7 protein-coding genes and 1 pseudogene are annotated in these 4,923 nt (G+C 50.7%); 4 read left to right on the top strand and 4 right to left on the bottom strand.

Annotation, left to right across the window (positions count from 1 at the left end):
• Positions 1–173 precede the first annotated feature (173 nt).
• Together CKY02_RS22220 and CKY02_RS22215 are read right to left on the bottom strand one after the other, a co-directional pair.
• Complete coding sequence (locus tag CKY02_RS22220) at positions 174–542, bottom strand: hypothetical protein (RefSeq protein ID WP_112896928.1); 369 nt, start codon at positions 540–542, stop codon at positions 174–176.
• A complete protein-coding gene (locus tag CKY02_RS22215) occupies positions 536–1,105 on the bottom strand; it encodes a lysozyme (RefSeq protein ID WP_112896927.1) in 570 nt (189 codons plus the stop codon). Before CKY02_RS22215 ends, CKY02_RS22220 begins: the two co-directional genes overlap by 7 nt.
• A gap of 241 nt (positions 1,106–1,346) precedes the next feature.
• Between CKY02_RS22215 and tnpA the strand changes: the two genes are divergently transcribed.
• The 4 genes and pseudogenes from tnpA to CKY02_RS26825 form a co-directional block, all read left to right on the top strand.
• Positions 1,347–1,649, top strand: a complete 303-nt coding sequence (gene tnpA / locus CKY02_RS22210; protein WP_112896926.1) for an IS66 family insertion sequence element accessory protein TnpA — start codon at positions 1,347–1,349, stop codon at positions 1,647–1,649.
• A complete protein-coding gene (gene tnpB / locus CKY02_RS22205; protein WP_071881012.1) occupies positions 1,643–1,978 on the top strand; it encodes an IS66 family insertion sequence element accessory protein TnpB in 336 nt (111 codons plus the stop codon). Before tnpA ends, tnpB begins: the two co-directional genes overlap by 7 nt.
• A 63-nt stretch (positions 1,979–2,041) precedes the next feature.
• Entirely contained in the window at positions 2,042–3,547 is a 1,506-nt protein-coding gene (tnpC, locus tag CKY02_RS22200; RefSeq protein WP_112896925.1) for an IS66 family transposase, read from the top strand.
• 44 nt (positions 3,548–3,591) lie between these two features.
• A pseudogene (locus CKY02_RS26825) lies at positions 3,592–3,693 on the top strand (DUF7706 family protein); the annotation flags it as partial.
• Positions 3,694–3,734: 41 nt separating this feature from the next.
• Here the strand turns inward: CKY02_RS26825 and CKY02_RS22195 are convergent.
• Positions 3,735–4,004 (bottom strand): hypothetical protein, encoded by a 270-nt coding sequence (locus CKY02_RS22195; protein WP_112896924.1) that lies wholly within the window; start codon positions 4,002–4,004, stop codon positions 3,735–3,737.
• Positions 4,001–4,923, bottom strand: a 923-nt coding sequence (locus CKY02_RS26480) for an RHS repeat domain-containing protein (protein WP_275658235.1), incomplete at its 5' end; no start/stop codon positions are given. The genes CKY02_RS22195 and CKY02_RS26480, both read right to left, overlap by 4 nt.

Genomic DNA, 4,923 nt, shown 5'->3' with positions numbered 1-4,923 from the left:
CGTTGTGGTCCTCGGGGCTGGTGAGCACCAGCACGCTGACATCCCGCCAGTCGCGGGGCACGTTGAGGGTGCCGGCGTTAAAGTGAAAAGGGATTAAGGTGTTTTCCTGCGTCATCGGGTTCTCCGGCTAAAAAATGAGATAGAAAAAAGAAATTTGTTTAAATATGAAATCATTATTGGGCGTGCCACTTTCCGATTTCTGATAAAAGCAATTTCTTCCCTTGAGTGATTTCTAATATCCCGTCGAGATATATTGTATATGTCGTGCCACGATTAATGAATTCATAACCATATAAGTTACAAGTTCCTGTCTGGCAGTTTTTATTTAATGTTTTCCCTTTAAGCGTCAGCGTGGCACTATCTTTTTTTCTTACTCCAGTATACATGACGTCATCACAGGTGACTTCACCTTCGGGGCAAAGAACATGAATAGTGATAATAAATTTTTCTGTTTCAAATGACGAAGTATAAGACGCAAATGATGTATAAGAATGGGAAATAGAAATAATTCCAATAAGAATAGAAAATATTTTTTTTACCATTTTTCATAGACTCCATTATTAAATATTTTTAACTCAGCTGCCCGTCGATTTATTAAGCCTTGATTGACCTTGCCTTGTGATTTATTCCATACTTCCCAGGCATCATCAATGCTGTCATAACCTGTCTTCGCATTTTCATCATTTATCATTTTGACAACAGATGATTTTTTGAATCCACTGATACCAATGTTATATGACAGCAAAACTAAAGCGTCGTACTCGTTTTGTTTTATTTCCTTTGTTATTCCATCATTCACCGCTTTTTCATAAGGTGCAAGAGTGTCTTTGAATAGCTGTTCTGCTTCATCTTCCGTAATGCCATTTTTATATGTATCCCATTCACTTCTTGAAATCAATTTACCATATCCGATAGTTGCCCCTTTAGTCCAGTTGTCTATATTTTTGCCTGTTTGGTCATCATATGGTTTCAATCGCAGTACCTCGATGTCTTTTAATAAATCTAATCCATTCTGGCTTATTGATTTTTTATTATCACTTGAAATAGCACTGCTTTTGGGTTGAGGTGATTGGCTTGTAGGTATTGCCGTAATCGGACTATTCACAGGTACAGATTGTTTTTTTCTCCCTGGCTTGTCGAGGGTAAAATTATAGGAGCAGTATCAGGAGCAGGGGATTTAGTTATCGTCTCATCAGTCGCAGGTGGAGCAACACTGCTTTGACCACTACCGTTATTTAAGCCAATTTTGGCACCATTAATCGTAAACGTCCGGTCATCTCACCTTGTTCTTCCCCTCCGGCCCCTGCACGCTACCGCTTCCTTATCTTCACCTGGAGACTGATACCATGAGCCGTAGCCGATATACCCCGGAGCAAAAACAACACCATGTGACCCAATGGCGCCACAGTGGCCTGACCCGAAAACAGTATTGTGAACAGCATCAGCTGAGTTTTTCCTCTTTCCGCGACTGGATTGCCGACAGTAATAACATCCCCCAACCTCTCAGCCAGACACTACCCGCCATCTTGCCGGTTTCACTCCAGCCTGACGACGCGCACGCCGTCACCCTGCATACCCCAGACGGGTATGCCATCGCCTGTCCATTGACGCTGTTGCCTGACGTGATGCGGGTACTGGCCCGATGCTGAAACCGCAACAGCTCTTTCTGGTGCGAGAGCCCGTCGATATGCGTCGGGGCATCGATGCCCTGACTCAACACCTCGAGGGACTGAATTTGCGCTGGCAGGACGAAGCCGCTTTTGTCTTCTGCAACAAGGCCCGCTCCCGCCTCAAGGTCTTGCGCTGGGACCGACACGGCGTCTGGCTCTGTACCCGCCGTCTGCACCGGGCCCATTTTGTCTGGCCGAAGCAGGGCGAACGTAGCTGGGTGATGACACCCGCCCAGTTTGACTGGCTCATCCGCGGCATTCACTGGCAACAGGTCGAGGGCGATGACCTGTCCGGCTGGCGAAGCTAATTCCGCTACCCCGGTCACACTTTTACCGGATAACGACGGGGAATTATCCGGTACACTGTCGGCATGACGCTCAATGACTTAATCGCGCTGGATGACCCGGGCCAGTTCCGCCTGCGGGCACTGGCGCTGCTTCAGCAACAACACGACTATATTCGCCAGTTGGAAGAAGCCCTGAAACAGGCGCAACGCTGGCGTTTTGGCGCGCACAGCGAAACCCTGCCTGCCGGTCCCAAACGCAGTCAGTTTGAGGAAGATGCCGATACCGATATCGCGGTGCTGGAAACCCGGCTGTCACGCCTGCATATCAGGGAAAACGCGACCCCGGCCCAGCCTAAACGTCAGCCTTTGCCGGCGACTTTACCCCGTGAAGATATCCGGCTGGCGCCGGAGACGGAGAGCTGCCCGGATTGCGGTCATGCCCTGCGCTTTTTGCGTGATGAAATCAGTGAGCGACTGGAATACCGTCCGGCCACGTTTATCGTCCGGCGCTATATCAGCCCGCAGTACAGCTGCGCGCGCTGTCAGTGTGTGCATGCTAAAGCCCAGCCCGCCCATCTGATTGAAAAGGGCATTCCAGAGCCGGGGTTGCTGGCTCAGGTGGTGGTCGCTAAATATCGTGACCACCTGCCGCTCTACCGTCAGCAGCAAATCTATGCCCGCAGTGGTGTAACCCTGGCCCGCAGCACCCTGTCGGACTGGGTGGGGCAGGTGGCTGTGGCGTTGCAACCGCTGGCCGATGCCCTGAAGCAGACGCTGCTGACGTCCCCGGTGCTGCATGCCGATGAAACCCCGTTGCCGATACTGGCCCCGGGAAAAGGCCAGACCCGGCGGGCTTACCTGTGGACGTCTGTCACCGGCCCCGATACCTCGCCGGCAGTCGTGTACTATGAGCTGCATCCCGGCCGCAGTGGCCGTTATGCCCAGAGCCTGCTGAAAGAGTGGTCGGGCGGCACGTTGGTGACGGATGACTACGCCGGCTACAACGCGCTGCATGCCCGGGCGGATATCACCGAAGCGGGTTGCTGGGCTCACGCCCGCCGCAAATTCTTTGACCAATACAAAGCGAGCCAAAGTCCGGTAGCGAAACAGGCGCTGGATGGCATTCGTGACCTGTACAAGCTGGAGCGAAAAATCAAACACCGGCCGCCGGATAAACGGCGTCAGTGGCGACAGCGTTATGCCCGGCCGTGGCTGAATGAGTTCCGGTCCTGGTTGCAGACGATGCAGACCCAAACGGCCCCCCACTCTGGGTTACGCAAAGCGATAGATTACACGCTGAAGCGCTGGCCGGCGCTGGTGTGTTATCTGGATGACGGCCGGGTGCCGATAGACAACAACCGGGCGGAGAATGCGGTCCGGGGTGTGGCGCTCGGCCGAAAGAACTGGCTTTTTGCGGGTTCACTGGCCGCGGGGCAACGGGCGGCCATGATAATGAGCCTGCTGGAAACTGCCAGAGCCAACGGACATGAGCCCTGGGTCTGGTTACGTGATGTCCTCAGTCGGCTGCCTGTCTGGCCGAACAGTCGGCTGAATGAGCTGTTGCCCTGGCCTGAGAATCGCTTTGCTTAAAATCGCTTTTTTTGTCAAGGTGAGGTAACCGGACTCTTACGGAGGTACGGGCTTGTGCGGTGAATGACGAAGAAGCGTATCAGATTAAGGATGCCATCGGTAAGCTTCAATCCGCTCTGGCTTACCGTGGGTATTCGCCAAGATAGATCATCAGAAAGCCGGAAGATCTTTCCGGCTTTGAGTTGTATTAGACTTTGCTTATTTTTTGGTAAAAATAAGCAACATCAATTAAGGTTGATATCACCCCATTTTCATCAGGCCAATCCATAATAAATCTTGGATATGATGGCTTGTAAACTTGGGGATTCATAACCCTTATCATTTCCTCTAACTCTTTTTTTACTTGAGTTAATGCACTAATAGATAATGGTGCATTCTTTCCACTTTGATGTAGTTCAATTGTATCCTGAACTAATTGAAGAGCATCAATCAAAAATGTTTTGCCAGAAGTTTTCATTTCATTAGAGATCCATATTTCCACGGCTCAAGTACAAATATTTGCTCTGCACCGCCAGTATATTGAGGGCCGAAATCATATTGTGGTGCTGCTTTACCTTTTATGATTGTCGTTCCCGGTTTTATTTGAAACTGTTGAATCCCTGTCATTCCATTCCAATCAGGCGGTAATGCCAACCCACTTCTATTCGTTTGTGGAGTGAACGTTTCAAATACATACTGCCCTTCAGGTCTGGCTCTTTTTCCAAAATCATGGAAGCGTGCACCATAAAGGCTATCACCTGCTTTATGTACAGACATTCCTGAAAGTTCAAATGAGTCAATGATCTGCTTTCTTTGACTTCTGCCGACTCCCATAGATTGCAAATATTCAGATGCATCTCTAACTCCTTGATATGGGTGCGGAGGTTCCCCTTTATTCCCCGGACAGCCAGTTAACCCGAACGGGTCAATCCAGTTCGCCGGATTATGCACGTAACTGTAAGGACTTACGCCCCCCCTTAAGTTCAAGGGGTCAGGCGACAGGTACTGGCCTGTATCACTCTCGTAATAACGGTGCCGATTATAAAATAAACCGCTCTCCGTGTCTTCATATTGGCCACAAAACCTGAGATGACACGTCAGGTTCCGCGGGTCATTGACCGTCAGCACCGGCCAGCATTCCGGCTCGCCCCAGGTGAGTAACCGGCCGGCCCATATCAGTTCCCCGTCCTCGGTCAGAATTTCCCGCACGGTTCCCTGGTGATCGCTCACCACATAGTATAGCTGGCCTTTTTCAAACCGGGCCGAAGGGGTCAGGGCGCCCGGCTCATACAGCCAGTGAATGCTCTGTTCATACCCGACAGTGCCATCCGCATATACCGGCGTCTCTTCAATCAGCTGCTCCCCGCTCCACAGGTAATCATAGCCGATTATCGCGG

It is taken from the genome of Photorhabdus bodei (genome assembly GCF_003287735.1).
GTDB classification, from domain to species: domain Bacteria; phylum Pseudomonadota; class Gammaproteobacteria; order Enterobacterales; family Enterobacteriaceae; genus Photorhabdus; species Photorhabdus kayaii.
Note: the sequence above shows the minus strand (reverse complement) of the source record. Positions and strands in the feature narration are given on the sequence as shown.